This window comes from Flavobacterium sp. T12S277 (genome assembly GCF_048514875.1).
GTDB lineage: Bacteria > Bacteroidota > Bacteroidia > Flavobacteriales > Flavobacteriaceae > Flavobacterium.
Genome location: NZ_JBLYEG010000016.1, coordinates 16,696 through 33,933, shown reverse-complemented (window position 1 = coordinate 33,933; position 17,238 = coordinate 16,696). Strand labels below are relative to the sequence as shown.

Below are 17,238 nucleotides of genomic sequence, written 5' to 3'. Positions count from 1 at the left end.
ATTAGAAATAATGGAGTTTTTTTATGTATTAAAAGTTCTCAATTAATAATTGTGTCTACAATGTGGACACAATTGGAAACAATAGACAGTTATTTTTTTAATGAACACGACATTGATTATTAAATTCTTCTATTGTCAAATTGCCCAGAGCAGAATGTCTTCTGTGTTTGTTATAAAAGTTTTCTATATAGCCGGAAATAGAATTATTTGCTTTTTCTTTTGTGGCATATGTGTTATGGTAGACTAATTCGGTTTTCAGCGTTTTGAAAAAACTCTCGGCCACAGCATTGTCAAAACAGTTTCCCCTTCCGCTCATGCTGCGGGTTATCTGACCGGTGCCTTCCAATAGAGACGCAAACCACAGACACGCATATTGTGTACCCCGGTCCGAGTGAAAGAGTAATTTCTGGTTACTCTCTAAAGGACGGTTAACTATCGCATTTTTAAAAGCCCTGATGCTGGTTTCTTTTGCTTTTTGGTTTTCGCTTAAAGACCAGCCGATGACTTTGCGGTCAAAAAGGTCTATTACCACGGTAAGATAGAGCCATCCTTCGTCGATTTCTATATAGGTTATGTCTGAGACCCATACCTCACTAAAGCGGGCTGTCTTGAAATCCTGATGCAGAATGTTCTGCGCCGTCAGATATCTATGGGAGGAGTTCGTGGTTTTTCTGAATTTCGTTTTTGCGATGCTGCGCAGATGGTTTTCCATCATTATTTTGGCGACAAATGCCTTGGATACCTTAATGCCTATTGCTGAGAGTTCTTTGGCAATTCTGGGGCTTCCGTATCTGCACTGGCTCCAGTAGTAAATTCGGGTAATTTCAGATGTATTAAAAACTTTACGCATGGCTCTGCTGGTAGGCAACCCTTTGAGCCATTTATAGTAACAACTGGGATCGACCTGAAAAACCCTGCACATCTTCCCAACGGGAAAAATAGCGGCATGCTCTCTGATAAACTCATATTTTACCCGCCGTTCTTGGAGAAGATGTTTTGAGCCTTTTTTAGTATGGCGCATTCCGTTTGGAGTTCTTTAATCTGCCTGCGCATCTTTATGAGCTCCTTTTTATCAAAGTCGGAGGCGGGAGGCTTTTTTGAGGCAAATTTCCCGTCTTTGTAAAGCTTCTTCCAGTGCTGCAGGGTATCTACGCTGATATTAAGCTCCCGGGCCATTTCAAGGACCTTTCCGCTGTGAATGCTCATCGAGGTAGTAAGAATCTTAAACCCCAACGTGTATTTTTTTCTTGTCTTTTTCATACCTGTAAATTTAGACCGTATTATTCCTTTTAATCTTTAGAATTATGGTGTCAAATAAACAAGCCGTTCCCCCTTTTCTCAAAACCGCCTTAGCTTTTTGTGGCAAAATTGGAGGCAACTCCAACTCCTGAAGGGCTTTGTCGCATTTGTGTAACTTATTACCTTTAGAAATTCAAAAAAATATTAAATGAATACTAAAAGGCATTGTTATCCCAAAGCTATTATTCTTCAGGCAGTTTATTTCAAATTACGATTTACATTGAGTTATAGAGATGTTGAGGAAATAATGAAAATGCGTGGAATAGAAATTGATCATGCGACGATTCAGCGTTGGGTATTTAAATTTTCCCCAATGATCGAATCTCAGATAAAAAAGAGAAAGAACAGAGTAGGAGTGAGCTGGAGGATGTATGAAACTTATATAAAAGTAAAAGGTATCTGGTGTTATTTATATCGTGCTGTTGATAAGTTGGGTAATACAGTTGATTTTCTTCTGACCAAAAGACAACAAAGAATGAGTGCCCAGTCCTTCCTAATTAAAGCCATAAATAATAACTGTCGGCCAACTGTAATAAATATAGATAAAAGTGGCTCTAATATCAGCGCAATACGAGTTTATAACAAACGATCCTTCTCGAATATAAAGATTCGTCAATGTAAATATCTCAACAATATTGTTGAGAAGGATCATCGTTTTATAAAATGGCGGATACAAAACGGTTTGGGTTTAAAAACTTTGAATATGTAAAGAGAATTTTTTGGTGGAATTGAGATTGTGTACATGTAAATGCAGAGAGAAAAAATAACTAATACTGAGATAGCTATCTTTGAAAACAGGGTTTAATTTTAATTAAAAAGTCAACCCCTGTTATTTTTAAACTTAAAAGCTTTTTAGAGGCAGCAGTTTTACGCGATAGAACCTTCGTGACATCCATTGATAATTGCAAGTGTAATCGAGATCTGATAACAATTCTAGATAAGACTTTTTTGAATGATTTTTTTACATTTTAAATAGTTCTTTTAAAATCTGTAGTTCGCTCCAATGATGGCAATTCCTTTATAACCTAATCCCATTTCAACAAATGCACCGAGTTTCTTTCCTACTCTTAAGCCCACAGGATTAATCTGAAAGGCAAAATGTGCTTCATCCTTTATATAAGCCCCTTCATAATCATTACTTCTTCTAATTACTGATCCGATACCACCTGAACCATAGAAATTTATCCATGATGTTTTAATATAGCTGAACTCGGCGGTAGCCAAAAACATGCCATATTGATTTTTTCTAGTCTCATTTTGGGTGTTAGTAGTACCAGGGGTAACAAATTCATATGTATTTTCTTCTTTCATATAACTAATATCTGCTCCAACCTTAAAGCGTTCATTTATATTGTAACGATAACCGATTTCAAACATACCAAGAGTTTTAGTTTTTACGTCGTCTTTATATTTAACCCCCGTAAGACCTGAGCTAATGCCATTACTAAAAGAGTCTGCGAATCCATTTCCAAAACTTAAAAATAGTCCATCACTAAGTCCCATTCTTATTTCATGTTTTCCAGTTTCCTGAGCATTTCCGACTATTGTACCAAATAATAATCCCCAGATGATAATAATTTTTTTCATTTTTTTTTTTTAAATGGATGTATTAATAATATGATACTACAGTCTGAATTCTAAATTTTATAAGAAAAGAGCTAAGTTCTATTTATTCTTTTTTTTTAAATTATGAAGATATAATGTAGATATATTAATTTTTGGTAAAAATACTTCGGACTCAAAGAACTATTTGTAGAATATTAAATGTAATTTTTGTAGAATTAAAACTAGGTTTATTGTGTTTAAATTAGGTTTTAGGTTGTTTTGCCAAGAAGGAAATGTAACTGTTTGAAAAAAAAAGCAATGTAAATTTGATACATTGAGACATCATTTCAGGTCTGCATTGGATGTAATATACCAGAAGTATGATAGAATGTTACTGGATTTTATGTACTACATAAAAAAGTAGATTATAACTTGGAGGCCCTACCATAACTGATCTGAGATAAATTATGATTGAGGGTATGTCCGATGTTGGGTAATGGCACCTCATAGAATAAAATAAAACATCATTTTTAAGACGTATAATGAAGCGGTAATAATTTATATTACATATGAGTAATATAAATTAAACTAAGAATCTCACTAGTTTTAGTAAAAAACAATTTTTAGGATAACAATAAATTTAAAAAATGAAAAAATAACCGATGGGTTATAATTATTTTATAAAGGGTGTTTTAATTTATATGTTTTTTTCAGTTTCCACATTTAAGATTTTTCTTTGAAATACATCCTGGATATTTTCGAGTTCATTGTTTAATGAATTACTAAGTTGAAAGAGAAAGAGAAAAAAAAATATCCATGCTCAGGAAATGTTTATGATTAGACTTATAGTATTCATTTTTTTTCAATTTTAATTTCTAAGTAGATATTAAAAGTTAAAGAAGAGAAAATGGCTATACAATCATAAGGAATTTGATATGTGATAATTTGAAATTTCAGTATTATAATAATTTGAAAAAATGTAGCTAAAAGCGTATGATTTGTTGAATGTGTAGCTTTACTTTGATGAATAAATAAATCCGTTATCTCTACCGAAGTAGGATTAAGTGTCATAGTTGTGGATGCTTTATCTGCTTTTATAGCATCAATCAATTCATCAATTTGCTCTTTTGAAATTCCCGGTACACATATAATGTGTGAAATTTCACCATCTGTTGCCAACTGAAATTTAGTAATAATTTTTTTAGGGACAATCAAACACCACTGTAAGTCCTTCTTTGTTTCTCCATGCATTACATCCTATTTCCTTCAGGTGATGTTCGGTGTATTTAGCCAATTCTTGAGCAGCTAAAGCTCGTTTTCGAAGACCATCTATACCATGTTTTTCAATAGAATACCATAAGAACAAAGGAGTTAATCCATTTCTGGAACTTGTGATTGTAGTATCCATGGTATCTACGTAGGAGACAGAGTTTGCTATTCTGTTTCTGTGATTTCTTTTTACCAATACAATACCGCATGGTATTGGCCCTCCAATAAATTTGTGACCTGATATTGCAATACTGTCAACGCCGTGGGAAAAATCAAAATTAGGACCCTGATTAACAAAGGGTGCAAACGCACCTAAAAATGCAGCATCACAATGTATATAGTAATTTTTTATAGCGTATTTTCTGATTATGCGTTTAATTTCATCTATTTTGTCAACAGCCTCTGTCATAGTTGTCCCGATATTAAGAAAAAAGATAGCGGGTCTACCTCTTTGTAGGACAATTACACTTTCCAAATCATCATAATCCATTTCTCCATTTTTTTGGGCCCTAATTACTACTCCTGAAAGCTGAAGCAAATGGAGTTTTTTTTAACACTGTAATGCGTGCTTTCACTGTAGTATACTATAGCATTAGGATATGCTTCTCGAGCAACATACAATCCATAGAGGTTGCCTTCTGTGCCTCCATTGGTAACGTAAGCCCAAACTTTTTCTAAATCGGCTTTTAAAATTTGAGCGAAAAAGGCAATTACTTTTAATTCAATTTCCTTGGTATCTATCGAAAGAGTTGAGAGAAACTCAGGATTTCCAACATTGTTGATGCACAAATTTAAAAAAGGAGCAAAATTTTCATAATTAAAATCTTTAGCAAGAGGATATCCCAAGAAGGCAGTTGAATTTTTCTCAATTCTATCGTGCGTCGTTTTTAACCAATTTTCCATTTATTTTTTTTGCAAAGTCAAGTTTAAAGAAATAAATACTGTTTTCGATATAATAATAAGGAAAAAATACTGTGCTTATGGCTATGTACGACATAAATTGCTGTTTTTGACATAAATTTAATGATTTAACAGAAAAAAAGATAGATAAAATTGATTATGAAATTCTGAAGGAGCTCCTTATTGATTGCAAACAGCCTGTTAAACAGATTGCAGAAAAGGTAAATCTTTCCCTATCACCTGTTCATGAGCGAATCAGAAAAATGGAAAAGAATGGGATTATTGAAAATTACTCCGTAATAGTAAAGCTGAGTGAATTAAATTTTAAATTGATGGTTTTTATGCAAATCAAACTAAAGCAGCATCAGGAAAATTTATTTGAAGAATTAGAAAAAGAAATAAAATGCTTTGGTGAGGTATTGGATGGGTATTTTATTGCGGGAGATTTTGATGTAATACTAAAAGTAATTTTAAAAGACATGGCTGATTATAATGATTTCATCTTGAAAAGAATATCAAAATTAACAATGATTGACAACATTAAAAGCAGTTTTGTTATTAAGAATATCTTAGACGAAAAAAATACAAATGATATTTTACGCCCAATTAATTTAGGTGTGTTAATTAATCAAAATTCGAAAGATTATTGAGAGAAATCTTGCTTAATTTTCGTGTCATTTTCTTCTTCTTTAATTTTGTATTAATAAAGAGCATGCCCAATTAAAATCGTTTTAAGAAATTTCCCCAATCTTCTTAAATCAGAATGGCTTTACGCCAAGTTATAGCTTTCTATTGCACTTTACAAGCATATAAAGTTTTAGTATGAACCTGATGATCATTTTAAATTTGGAACCTGTATTGAGTATTACCAGAATTTGTAGCTCAACATTTATCTACATTAAATAATTACTGTTTTAAAAACTTTAATTAAATTATTTCTTTTTCTAAAGTACTTTACAAAATGGAAAAACATTTCATATGATTTAAGCTTCCTAATTTACAAAAAAAAATAAACTTAAAAAATGTAGATAATGAGATAATTCTGGGTAGGTATATATCTACATCGATATTAGAACTATCTCTACAGGTTTATTTTTTTTTAACCTTCAAACTCAAATACTTTTGCCGAATAAATTAATGTTTTTAGTAGGCCTTTTGGATTATATGTAACAATTTGGTTTGTTTTAAACAAAAGGAGAACAAAATAAAAACATTAAAATACAATGAATATTTTGATAGTATTAAATCTTTAAAACGAGTGTTATCTGCATATTTATTTTAATATCGTAAATAGCTTTTAAATCAAGATTAGTAAATAACAACGAAACATTGTTTTGTAATTTTCTTGATAAGTTAAGAATGATCGTAAAGAAATGGGTATCTAAAAAAATAAAATTTTAGATGCCAGACGAGTTAAAGTCTAAGTGCTTTATTTGTTTATTTTGTTTTTTGAAGTTTTGTTAGGTCAGGCAGTAGTACTTTTATTTTGGGGGGTCCATATTAGTAAATAAAAAGAATTTTAATTCTCGCTGCCTGACATCTAACAATTAAAAAGTTGTTAGATCAACTTTTCAAGTTGTTTCAAATCTACGAAAATAATTGTGTGATATGTGGTTTATTATTAAGTGTTTATGGCGTTATTGTATTAATTTAAGATATAAAGATAAGTAATTCAAATCATAATTTAAATATGTATAATAAATTTTCACTAGTAATTTATGAGGGGGTAAAATTAATAATTCTATATGTATTGTTTGAGTAAATTAAATCTACTGGTGTTCAAATATTATGAATATTTTACAACATATAAGTGGACTTTTTTTTGATAAAATAAAAACAAGCATCATTATATAGCAATATTTACTACGGACTTTTAGATTTATATGATTCCGATTGAGGGAAGGTGCTGATTTATATGGTTTTAAAATAATAAAAAAAAGGAATAGCTATAGTTTTTAAAACCAATGAGCTGCATTGCCAAGTTAGAATAGATACTTACAACTATTTAATAGATTGATTTTCTAAATGCAATGTCAAAAAAACATGATTTTAGTGTTTTTAAATTAAGCCATTGTGTTTGGTAAGGCCAGAGTAATTGGGGGTATTTTTATACTCTTTATCAATTGTACTTTGATAAAGAAGGAAGTATTTGTTGAAGCTACAAAGAAGGATTTATTCAGTTTATTCAATTGTAATTGAGAGATAATATTAAAATTAGTTAAAAATCTATAAGCATTAATGGACAATAAAAAGCAAATATTTCAAACGGCAACCCAAAAGCGTTGGAAAAGTTTTCAATGGTTAACCAGATTTATTTTAATTATTGTCATGTTAATGATTCCAATTTTATTCATTACGTTAAAGAGAGGGTTGAAGCCTTCATTACCGCTCTTGGATGATAATGAAAAAATAGTAAAAAATCTATCTAATCCTGCTGTTCCTGCTACATTAAGTGCCAAAGAATTAAAAAAGTATAAAGGTTTTGATTGTTTTTTAAGAGAAAAGAGAAGAATAAATAAATTAAGAACTAAATCAGTAGTGATAAACATAGAAGAAGTTCGCGCTGCTTTTTATGTTGATTGGGATCCACAGAGTTTATTCTCTTTACAAAAGAATATCAATAAACTTAATATGGTAATTCCCGAGTGGTTCTTTATTGACCCAAAAACCAATTTATTACGAACCGAAATTGATACAGCGGCTTTAAAGGTAATGAAGAAAAGCCATGTAAAAATAGTTCCGTTAATAAATAATATTAATGAATCATTGGTTGGAGGGGATTTTGATGGAAACCTGATTCATCGCATTCTTCCTGATAAGGTAAAAAGAGAAAGATTGATTAATGATATTGTAAAGAGTATTAAAAAGTACAATTTACAGGGTGTTAATGTTGATTTTGAGGAGTTTAATGAAAAAAGTGATGAGCCAATTGTTGCTTTCCAAAGAGAACTTTATGAAAAATTACATCCTTTAGGATATCTTGTTTCGCAGGATATAATGACAGGAGATGACGATTTTAATTTAAAAAAATTGTCAAAGTATAATGACTATATGTTTTTAATGGCATACGATGAACATTATAGCGGAAGTGTGCCCGGAGATATAAGTAGTCAGAAATGGATAGAAAGAATGGTTGACCAAACTGTCAGCGAAATTCCTTCAAGTAAAATTATATTATGTTTTGCAGGTTATGGATACGATTGGCAAGAAAAGAGTCAAGGGAAAACAGTAAGTTATAACGAAGCCATATCACTTGCAAAACAATATGGAGCTACTATTAAATTTGATAATACTAGTTATAATAACTTTTTTAGTTATCTCCATGAGAATGGTAAAAAGCATAAAGTTTATTTTGCAGATGCGGCTACTAATTTTAATACTATCCGATTTGCTGATGAATATGGAGTTGCGGGAACTGCATTGTGGAGATTGGGAAGCGAAGATCAGCGATTATGGAATTATTATCATAGAAGTTTAACAGATGAAAGTATTTTAGAAAAACCTTTTGATTTTAAGCTTCTTAAACATGTAAACACAAGATTCGAAGCTCCGGATTATATAGGAGACGGAGAGATACTTAATGTAATTACAAATCCGGAACCCGGACTAATTCATTTGGAAACCGATCCTGTTGAGTCAATAATTGCGGAACAAAGTTATGTACAATTGCCAACCAAATATGTAATTAGTAAGTTTGGGAATGTTCATAAACAAGTAATTTTGACCTTCGATGACGGGCCAGATCCAATATACACACCGCAAATACTAGATATCCTTAAAAAGGAGAAAGTACCGGCAGTTTTCTTTGTTATAGGTTTGCAGGCTGAAAGTAATATACCTTTATTGCAAAGAATTTATAATGAAGGACATGAGGTTGGAAACCACACATTTACACATCCTAATATTGCATTGGTTAGCGTGGAGAGAGCTTCTGCAGAAATTGAAGCGACACGACTATTAATTGAAGCCGTTACAGGAAGAAGTACAGTACTTTTTAGAGCGCCCTATAATGCTGATGCAGAACCGTCTACAGAAACAGAGCTAAAACCTGTTGCTTTAAGTAAAACTCAAAATTATTATACAGTTGGAGAGAGTATTGATCCTAATGATTGGGAAGTAGGCGTTTGTGCCGATAGTATTTATTCGAGAACCATAAAACAATATGAAGCAAATCCCGAAAAAGGGATTATTTTGCTACACGATGCAGGAGGAAACAGACAAGCTACAGTAGAAGCCTTACCCAAAATTATTAAATATTTTAAGGATAAAGGAATTCAGTTTACTACCGTTTCACATTTGTTAGGAAAAACAAAGGATGAAATTATGCCTAAGGCAAAAGGAGATTACTTAACGCTGGATAATATTATTTTTGATTTTGGTTATTGGTTTGTAGAATTTATAAATACTGCGTTCTGGGTTGCTATTTTTCTGGGTTTTTTACGCATTATATTTATGGCAACAATGGTATGTGTAAAAAAATGGAAAGACCATAAATATCCTGCTAAATATAGCCCTGTTGTTGGTGCTTGCCCTAAAGTGAGTATAATTGTTCCTGCTTATAATGAAGAAGTAAATGCAGTAAAAACTATTGAAAACCTACTTCGTCAGGATTATCCGGATTTTGACATTGTTTTTGTCGATGATGGATCAAAAGACACAACTTTCGAAATGGTACAAGAGGTGTTTAAAAATAATACTATTGTAAAAGTACATACGAAAGCTAATGGAGGTAAAGCATCGGCATTAAACTATGGTATAACACTTACCCAAAATGACTTTATCGTATGTATAGATGCTGATACACAACTTAAAACTGATGCGATCTCGCAATTGATGAAAGAATTTAGAAAACAGTTGAAAGGCAATCAGGAAATAGGTGCTATTGCAGGTAATGTAAAAGTTGGAAATGAAAACACGATGCTCACCAAATGGCAAAGCATTGAGTATACTACAGCTCAAAATTTTGACCGAAGAGCTTTTGATTTAATCAATGGTATAACTGTTGTGCCAGGTGCAATAGGTGCATTTAAAAAAGAAGCCATCAATAAAGCTGGTGGATTTACTAGTTATACATTAGCTGAGGATTGTGATTTGACTATTAGGATATTACGTAATAATTATCACATTGTAAATTGTATTGAAGCAGTGGCAATAACCGAAGCACCCGAGAGTCTTAATGAGTTTATGAAACAACGTTTTCGATGGAGTTATGGGATCATGCAGGCATTTTGGAAAAACAGAGATGCTTGTTTTAACCCTAAATACAAAGGATTAGGAATGGTTTCATTACCCAACATATTAATTTTTCAGATCATACTTCCGATTTTTGCACCATTAGCCGATTTAGTACTTATACTTAGTTTAATATGGAATCATAATGACATGGATAGTTTGCATAAAATAGGTCTTTATTATGTGGTTTTTATGCTTATAGATGTGTTAGTGAGTCTTATTGCGTTTATTTTCGAAAAAGATAGATTAACAAAATTAATTTGGCTGATACCGCAACGACTTGTATACCGCCAATTAATGTATGTTATTTTATTTAAGGCTTTTAGAAGAGCCATAAAAGGAGAAAGCCAAAGTTGGGGAGTACTGACCCGTACTGGAAATGTTGGAACGCTTAAATAAGGTAAAATTTTAGATTAGGTGTTTTATCAATAGCAATGTAACTATTTTAACAATATTACAATGATTATAAAAATTTAAATAGTAACCGCAGTAATTCAATGCAATTATAAAGTCAATATAAAGTTTTGAATGTTTAGTGCTTAAGAGCAAATTTGAAGCTGTTATTAATGAACTGAGGCAGACTTAAAAGTAGAATAGCATCGTTAAAATTTAGTAAATTATGAATTTTAGCGCAAAAAATGTAAAATGCTTAAATTTAATATATTATAAGAGTATATCTATGAATTAGCACTATAAATATTTAACAAATTAATTAGCCACAAATTAAAAAAAAACATTCTACTTTTATTTTTATTAACTCTTATGACCTTTTTTCAGTCTTGTTCAAATAATGATTCTATTGCTACTGATTCAACTTCAAATCTTCCACTGAAAGCAGAATATAAGTATGCCAGTGATAAGGCACACAACCTAAACGTTGTTTATCTAATTCCTAATGGATGTTACAGAGCCAACAGATTACCATCGTCGAATAAGTGAGATTATCTTAAATGTTCAAGATTTTTTTGCTTCAGAAATGCAACGTAATGGTTATGGCAATAAAACTTTTGGATTATTAAAAGACACTGTAAAAAAAAGAATTAAACTTATTGTAATAAGAGGTAGTCAGGGAAAATCGGGATACACTTATGACGGGGGAGCTACGGCCGCTCAAACAGATATCGGCAACTACAAAGTTGCACACCCATCTGAATTTACGGGAGACCATTATTTGGTAATTATGCCCGCATCAACATACGATGCCAATGGTGAGCCTGGGGGCGTTCCTTTTTACGGTTTGGGCAAATTTTGTTTTGCAATTGATTATGCTGATCAAGACATCAAGTACTTAGAAACCGGTGGGACATTATGGGTAAGAGCCACTAAGTGAATTGGGGGCATGGTACATGAGTTAGGACATGGCTTAAATTTACCCCATAATTGTCAAAAATATGTATCGGAAGTTACACTGGGTATGTCTTTAATGTCGGCAGGCAATAGCACTGGGGTATTTCTAAAACCTTTTTAACCGCGGCAGACTGCGCTGTACTTAATGTCAATCAGATTTTTAATGATGATAAGAAAAATTATTATACATCTAGCACCGGATCAATTGCAGAAATACATGTAAATTATGATTCCAAGAAAGGTACAATTATTGTTTCGGGAAAATATACTAGTTCATCGGCAATTAATGATGTATTGTTTTTTAATGACCCTAATGTAAATAATGAGGGTACTGGCGTAAACAAGGATTATAACGCTATCGTATGGACCTCAAAACCTATCGGCACAGATGGTTTTGCAATAGAAATGCCTATTTCTGATTTGGAATAAAAAAGTGATAATATTCCATACGAATTAATAGTGAAGTTGGTACAAGAAAACGGGAATGTAATCGAAACGATATATTCTTATACTTTTATGGGGGGAATCCCTATATTAGACTTTAACACTCGCACTGAAGTGAGTAAGCAAAAATGAATTGTTGCATCTTTCAGTTCAGAAGAAATAAATGGAGGAACAGCACCAAAGGATGGTTTAGCAGTTAATTTGATTGACGGAAATGCCGCTACTTATTGGCATTCCAGATGGACGACAGCTGCAGCAAATTACCTACATCAATTTGTTATCGCTATGGCGGATGTTAAAACGGCCGATGTTTTACAGTTACACAAAGATCCGGCCTACAGCGTTCCATAGAAAATGCTGAATTTTTTACCAGTGACGATAGAATAAACTTTACTTCTGCTGGGACTTATATATTTGCCAACAAAAATGGGGCACAGTATTTTGATTTTACCGCGCCAAAAAAAATCAGATATTTTAAAATGATTGCATCAACAGCGTGGGATGGTTCTACTTTTGCTTCGCTTGCCGAGATAGGGATATATTAACAATATAATTGAGTGCATTTTGTTGACTTTAATTCTCATTAATAGATAAAATTATTTACTAATTTAAAACAAAAGATTATGATAAATTGGAGGGAATGGTCCCTTATAATTACTTCTAGAGTAGGAAGTAGTAAGGAATCACCTCTTATCGCCCATCAGAGTCCGTAATATATAACTACAAGATATTTACCGACATAGCAGGATGCACTACATCTTTAGCTAAAACTATAACTATAACTATAACTATAACTAAAATGATAACTATAACGGATATTTACTCAGGCAATAACATAAAAACAATCTGTCTTAAAATAGGTAATAGCTTCTCAATCAATGTTCTTGATGTAATGAATCATAAAATTTATGGGAATAAACTAGGCAATTTTGATACTGTCGTTATTGCGTGAGTAAAAGGTAAACATTTGATTCGTAAGGTTGTAATGCCTTGTGAGTTCTCCGTATAGTTTTATCCTAACCCGAGTTCTTGTGAGTTTTATTTTAGCATTTTATCAGATGTTCAAGAACCTATTATTTCACTAATATTTCTCCATGACAAGAACATTATAGCTTTTGTAATTTTAGATTGAAAAGAAGTATTTCTATTGGTACTCTAATAACTATCTGTTGTTTTTGTCACCTAAGATTACTGTTTTTTTTTATAAAAATATTCTTTGTTTTTTTTTGGAAAAATATATTTAAACTCTTGAATTTTAAGAAAAATAGTAATTGATTTATAGTGATTTATTTTGTAAACCTTCTAAACGGGGAAAAAGGATTCTGTTAGTTATAATAGATTTCAAAAAAAATAAAACTCGACAATATGAATAAAATATGGAACATAATAGTAATATGTTTGACTACTAACATGATATTTTGTCAAGAGAAGCCAAATATCATTTATATTTATGTCAATGACTTGATTTATGGGGAATTAGGTTGTTATGGACAAAAAATGATAAAAACCCCAAATATTGATAAACTGGCAGCAGAAGGGATGAAATTCACACAACATTATTCAGGGGCACCGGTTTGTGCTCCGTCAAGATGCATGTTAATAACTGGAAAGCATTCTGGCTATTCTTATATTCCTGGAAATAAAGAGTTTGGCGATTATAGCGATGAGAATGAAAAAGGGCAATTGCACTAGAAGCAAAGGCCTTTACTGTGGCCGAGTTGTTGAAACAAAATGGATATACTACTGCTCTTGTAGGAAAATGGGGGCTTGGATATAGTAGAACAGAAGGAATGCCAACCAATCAAGGGTTTGATTATTTTTATGGGTATTTAGATCAAAAGCAATTTCATAATTTTTACCCTTCTCATCTTTAGGAAAGTGTCAGTAAGGATTATTTGATGCAAAAAGAAACACTTTAAAAAACAAAAATATTGAATCAGGAAACTCTAATGATTCATTTAACGAAGATTATACTGTAAAGGATGAGTTAAGACAGCCTTACATCAATGTGCACAGTAGACCATTAAACCCAGAAAACGCCACTCCAGCCGATTTTGACATATTCAAAGGAAAAGTATATGCACCTGAAAAAATGACCCAAAAAGTAGTGGTCTTTATTGACAAAAATAAGGAAAAACCATTCTTTTTATATTTAGCTTATACCTTACCCCATTTATCTTTGCAAGCGCCAGAAGAATGGATTATTAAGTATAAAGGACAATTTGAGGAGAAACCTTATTACGGAGATAACGGTTATTCACCAACGATGTACCCGAAATCGACTTATGCTGCGATGGTCTCTTATTTGGATGCCCAAGTTGGTGTAATTCTTTAAAAAATAAAAGCAGTTGGATTGGACAAAAATACAATTATAATGTTCAGTAGTGATAATGGGGCTACGTTCAAATCTGGTGGTTTTGATCCTGTTTTTTTAGTAGTATGGGAGGATTAATAGGAACGAAAGGAGATTTGTATGAAAGGGGGAATACGTATTCCTTTTATCATAAAATGGAATGATAAAATTCCGACTGGGAAAACGAGCGATTTAGTAAGTTCTCAGGTTGATTTTTTCAGTACTATAGCAGATTTGAGAGGACAAAAGAAAATGGATGCTGACGGGATTTCTTTCTTGCGTGAAATACTAGGAAAGCGGAAAAAAACAAGAAAAACATAATTATCTCTATTTTGAGTTTCCTGATAGAGGAGGTCAAGTAGCTATCCGGATGGGAAACTGAAAGGGAGTTAAAAGAAATATAAAGAAAAATTTAAAGACCACTTGGGAAATTTACAACCTTTTAAGAGACGAAAAAGAATCAATGGATCTTGCCTCTCAAAATCCTGGATTAGTAAAAAAAATGAAAAAATACTAAAAAAAGAGCACATACCTTCAAGTATAAAAGAATTGGGGTTTATTTATTCGAAATATAATTAAATTTTTCAATAGTTTTATATTTTTCATGGCAAAGTGTCTTTTTATTCTACGAAATCTACTAATGTCTTATATGTGGCGGTACTCAATAATTTATGGAAATATCGCGAAGAAATTAAAATGGTTTTATTGTTGTTTTTTATTTTACAATGCTTTAAATCGAAAAAAAATGTTTTCCCACCAGACTTGATAATATAGATGTATTGGTAAAGTATTTTTACATGATACTTAAAAAAAAGAGCTCTTATATGGAACTCTTTTGGTTGTTAGGATTAATTGATCTATAATTTTTTGTTAAAAAAGCTATTTAACAAATTTTATTTAATGAGAAACGTTTTAAATTTTACTAGTTATATGTTTTGCTTTTTTGTTGTTGATTCAATAGTATTTACTGTGTTTTATACTCTGTAAAATGTGCTTGTACCTTCTATGTTTTTAATAAGATTTAAAATGCTTTTATTGTAATTTGATTACTTAGGCCATGAGGAATGAAATGCTGATTTTAATAAGAGAAGTGTATTGAAAATTAATAGCCCTAAATTGTATGCAGCATATCTTTATTATAATATCGACCAGGAGACCAAATTTTTAATTTTATAGTCAAATCTACGACTAAGTCAATCAAGAAAAACTGCGTTGGAATTACTGATAAATGTTTCTTATGATAATTTATTGCAAGAATATTATCTATATCAAAATGTAGTTGAAAATGTATATTGTGATTAATAAATAACCGTATAGAGCTAAAATTATTTCTACATTTTATTTTTTATAATCAATCATGATATATATAGTTAGGATAAATGTTCTATCTTATTACGTGTTGAAGAACACGGATCATTTTTTTTATTTCTGGCCTTTAGCCTTTCACTGATTGTTTATATACAAGATGGTCATGGTGCCTATTTTTACTTTATGCCATTTTTAAATAAAGAACTATTTATGAAAAATAAAAAACAATTTACTAGTGTAATTTGACTTCAATCCCTTATAGTGAGTTGTGCTATTTCACACCAAAATAATTTTAATTCGACAACAAATCTTTATAATACGGAATCTAATTTAAGTTTATTTTTTGTGTTTAATATCCACAGAGACAAAACTAATTGAACTAGCATCATTGAATTAGTAAGACAGAATTTATGGAAAAAATGAAAACTAAAAATAAAAACAGAAGTTCAAACTATTTGATACTCTATTTATACTCAGATAAACGACTTGTTGATACAATAACGATCGATGATCCTTTATACAAGCATTTTGAGTATGTAAATGAGAATGGTAAATATACTTATAGAGACACTTTAATAAACAATGCCGATTTTGTTCTTAAGACGCAAAAAAAAATAATGAGGTGAAAATATTCGAAACTCTAAGAGTACAATCAAAAAAACAATTAATGTTTAAAAAAAGCAATAATTTATTCGTGAAAAACACACACTAATATTTTTTATACTGTTAATAATTAATGTTTTAAATGCGTAGAAATTTGGTGTTGAAGTTTTAAAGGTTAATGGAGATAACGATAAATATTTAAATATTTTAATTCGTGGAGATGGATATAATGCGGCAGAACAACCTAAATTTATCGATGACTCAAAAAAAGTGTCCAATTATTTTTTCACACAAGCTCCATGGAAAAATTATGTTAACTATTTTAATGTTTATGCTGTAAAAGTAATTTCCACACAATCTGGTGTGAATCATCCCAATTCAGCAAATGACTGTGGTAATGAACCGTTTTACACTAACGAACCCTACTTTGGATCTTCTTTTGATTCAGGGGGCATACATCGATTAATTGGTTAAATGTTTTTACTTTTTGTAGATTTTATTCTATAAAAATCTACAGTACTGTTCTACATTGTATTGTTTTTTTTGAAGATACCTTTGTAAGATTTGCATCTAAAAAAAATATTATTATCGTTTATTTTGTTGGAACCTATGCGTGCTTTGTTAGTGTTTGATAGTCAAGGACTTAATACTGATGTTGTCTGTAAGAAAAATTCTGTGAAGGACATTAGTATTTTAGATAAACTATCAGGTATTTTTAATAATGATGTTGGGTTGATTTTAATAAACGTTTATAACAAAATACATTTAAATTGTTAAAACAACACATGGAAAACATATATTCTGTCACTATTACTTTCTTACTTTTTTTTGCTTCCATTCCGTTTGCTTTTGGATAGAATATCATAGGATGTGGTACTGAAATGTTAGAGACGGAACAAACAGCCTTTAAGCAACCCCTGTTGAAAATTTCATTTTTT

Annotated in this window: 13 protein-coding genes and 2 pseudogenes; 9 read left to right on the top strand and 6 right to left on the bottom strand. The window is 31.2% G+C overall.

Annotated features, from left to right (window positions below; all coding sequences use genetic code 11):
* Positions 1-97 precede the first annotated feature (97 nt).
* The gene (locus ACN1CN_RS19550) at positions 98-1,021 is read right to left on the bottom strand and encodes an IS3 family transposase (protein ID WP_419136972.1); all 924 of its coding nucleotides are present in this window, start codon (positions 1,019-1,021) and stop codon (positions 98-100) included.
* Positions 970-1,260 carry a transposase gene (locus tag ACN1CN_RS19545; protein WP_419136970.1) on the bottom strand — a complete coding sequence of 97 codons (291 nt, stop codon included), beginning with the start codon at positions 1,258-1,260 and terminating at the stop codon, positions 970-972. The genes ACN1CN_RS19550 and ACN1CN_RS19545 overlap by 52 nt, the downstream gene beginning before the upstream one ends.
* Before the next feature lie 187 nt (positions 1,261-1,447).
* On the opposite strand from ACN1CN_RS19545, the gene ACN1CN_RS19540 reads away from it, so the two are divergent.
* On the top strand, positions 1,448-2,008 hold the full coding sequence (locus tag ACN1CN_RS19540; protein ID WP_419136968.1) for an IS6 family transposase: 561 nt from the start codon (positions 1,448-1,450) through the stop codon (positions 2,006-2,008).
* 272 nt (positions 2,009-2,280) lie between these two features.
* On the opposite strand, the gene ACN1CN_RS19535 is transcribed toward ACN1CN_RS19540, so the two are convergent.
* From ACN1CN_RS19535 to ACN1CN_RS19520, 4 genes are all read right to left on the bottom strand, one after another.
* Positions 2,281-2,886, bottom strand: a complete 606-nt coding sequence (locus ACN1CN_RS19535; RefSeq protein WP_419136966.1) for a hypothetical protein — start codon at positions 2,884-2,886, stop codon at positions 2,281-2,283.
* 810 nt (positions 2,887-3,696) lie between these two features.
* Positions 3,697-4,023 (bottom strand): hypothetical protein, encoded by a 327-nt coding sequence (locus ACN1CN_RS19530; RefSeq protein WP_419136964.1) that lies wholly within the window; start codon positions 4,021-4,023, stop codon positions 3,697-3,699.
* Positions 4,024-4,045: 22 nt separating this feature from the next.
* Complete coding sequence (locus tag ACN1CN_RS19525) at positions 4,046-4,651, bottom strand: aminotransferase class V-fold PLP-dependent enzyme (protein ID WP_419136963.1); 606 nt, start codon at positions 4,649-4,651, stop codon at positions 4,046-4,048.
* Positions 4,630-5,016 carry a hypothetical protein gene (locus tag ACN1CN_RS19520; protein WP_419136961.1) on the bottom strand — a complete coding sequence of 129 codons (387 nt, stop codon included), beginning with the start codon at positions 5,014-5,016 and terminating at the stop codon, positions 4,630-4,632. Before ACN1CN_RS19520 ends, ACN1CN_RS19525 begins: the two co-directional genes overlap by 22 nt.
* Before the next feature lie 140 nt (positions 5,017-5,156).
* On the opposite strand from ACN1CN_RS19520, the gene ACN1CN_RS19515 reads away from it, so the two are divergent.
* From ACN1CN_RS19515 to ACN1CN_RS19480, 8 genes and pseudogenes are all read left to right on the top strand, one after another.
* On the top strand, positions 5,157-5,663 hold the full coding sequence (locus ACN1CN_RS19515) for an Lrp/AsnC family transcriptional regulator (RefSeq protein ID WP_419137076.1): 507 nt from the start codon (positions 5,157-5,159) through the stop codon (positions 5,661-5,663).
* A 1,588-nt stretch (positions 5,664-7,251) separates the two neighbouring features.
* Entirely contained in the window at positions 7,252-10,644 is a 3,393-nt protein-coding gene (locus ACN1CN_RS19510; RefSeq protein WP_419136959.1) for a polysaccharide deacetylase family protein, read from the top strand.
* A gap of 496 nt (positions 10,645-11,140) precedes the next feature.
* Positions 11,141-11,575, top strand: coding sequence for a hypothetical protein (locus ACN1CN_RS19505; RefSeq protein ID WP_419136957.1), 435 nt, complete (start codon positions 11,141-11,143; stop codon positions 11,573-11,575).
* A 662-nt stretch (positions 11,576-12,237) separates the two neighbouring features.
* The gene (locus tag ACN1CN_RS19500; protein ID WP_419136956.1) at positions 12,238-12,387 is read left to right on the top strand and encodes a hypothetical protein; all 150 of its coding nucleotides are present in this window, start codon (positions 12,238-12,240) and stop codon (positions 12,385-12,387) included.
* Positions 12,388-13,401: 1,014 nt separating this feature from the next.
* A complete protein-coding gene (locus ACN1CN_RS19495; protein WP_419136954.1) occupies positions 13,402-13,728 on the top strand; it encodes a sulfatase-like hydrolase/transferase in 327 nt (108 codons plus the stop codon).
* 17 nt (positions 13,729-13,745) lie between these two features.
* Entirely contained in the window at positions 13,746-13,910 is a 165-nt protein-coding gene (locus tag ACN1CN_RS19490; protein WP_419136952.1) for a sulfatase-like hydrolase/transferase, read from the top strand.
* 56 nt (positions 13,911-13,966) lie between these two features.
* A pseudogene (locus tag ACN1CN_RS19485) lies at positions 13,967-14,710 on the top strand (sulfatase-like hydrolase/transferase).
* Between the two features lie 1,773 nt (positions 14,711-16,483).
* Positions 16,484-16,774: pseudogene (locus ACN1CN_RS19480) on the top strand (M64 family metallopeptidase); the annotation flags it as partial.
* Between the last annotated feature and the right edge of the window lie 464 nt (positions 16,775-17,238).